Origin of the sequence: Bianquea renquensis (genome assembly GCF_014384895.1) — a bacterium.
In the GTDB taxonomy this organism is placed as follows: Bacteria; Bacillota; Clostridia; order Lachnospirales; family Bianqueaceae; genus Bianquea; species Bianquea renquensis.
Genome location: NZ_JACRSQ010000095.1, coordinates 1 through 999 on the forward strand (window position 1 = coordinate 1; position 999 = coordinate 999).

Annotated in this window: 1 protein-coding gene and 1 pseudogene; one reads left to right on the forward strand and one right to left on the reverse strand. The window is 38.0% G+C overall.

What is annotated here, in order from left to right; genetic code table 11:
- Positions 1–333: 333 nt before the first annotated feature.
- Positions 334–559: pseudogene (locus H8730_RS17395) on the reverse strand (DUF6061 family protein).
- 116 nt (positions 560–675) lie between these two features.
- Here H8730_RS17395 and H8730_RS17400 point away from each other — a divergent pair.
- Positions 676–876: a hypothetical protein gene (locus H8730_RS17400; RefSeq protein WP_249290310.1), complete on the forward strand. Its 201-nt coding sequence runs from the start codon at positions 676–678 to the stop codon at positions 874–876.
- Positions 877–999: the final 123 nt, after the last annotated feature.

A 999-nucleotide genomic window follows, 5' to 3' on the forward strand; every position in this document is an offset into this window, starting at 1 on the left:
ATTAAGTCAGCAACTGCATAACCTTAACATTCTCAATATTCAATTTTTAAAGCTGCCACCGAAAGATGGCTTATTTGTCGTGTGCCAAAGATAATGAATATCCTCTACTTCTAATTTTCAATCTTATCACCTCTTTCGAAGCCTGCATTTTTGACGGCTTATCAAATCGGATTTTTGAAATTTTCTTCAACCATCACTTGACTTTTTATTAGCAGGCTTATCATATATTTCAATGGATCTTTACTAATTATAACAGAAATAAGTAAACTTTTCAACCATAGCTCAATTTTTATATGCAGAAATGATAAAAATTCAAAAAAATTTAATCCTAGGTTAATCAAGTAGCATATACTCGGTCACAGTTTTCAAATACGTTTCGGGACCGCCGTTCAAAATCAGATCAGCGTATTCAAGCGGTCAAGCTCCGACCTTTTATACATATTACGGGCAACATCGTTCTCAACGGCGATAATGGCAATCGCAATCATGCTGCCATCGGTGATTTTAACTCCACACAAGCGGTATCCATGTTAAACGCGCAGGAAATCAGTCTTTTCATAGGGTTTTACTTCCAAAATTTGAAGTTAAGGAAGTAATGTATGCGTGGGTTTTGTGGTGGTATCGTTAACTATAGAAAACTCCCGTTTAACAGCCGCTAAAAAACAAGAGGCGAGGATGTCGAGAGCGTCGGAAGGAGAAAAACCCGTCAAACAGCCGCTAAAAAAAGGAGAGGCGGGGATGTCGAGAGCGTTGGAAAGAGAGAACCTCGTCAAACAGCTGCTAAAAAAAGGGAAGCTCGACGATATCGAGAGTGTCGGAAAGAGAAGAACCTGTCAAACAGCCGCTAAAAAAACAAGAGCCGACGATTGTGATTGATATGTGATATGATACCCCTTAAGTAGACAAGGTAAATAACCAAAATCTACTTGGGGGTATTTTATGTATCGGAAATATACATCAGAAGAAAAATTAAATATTGTAGAAGGATATCTGAATGGG

What these genes read in the sequence shown, in the direction of transcription:
- H8730_RS17400 (WP_249290310.1), top strand. Translation starts at nt 676, where the DNA reads ATGTCGAGAGCGTCGGAAGGAGAAAAACCCGTCAAACAGCCGCTAAAA.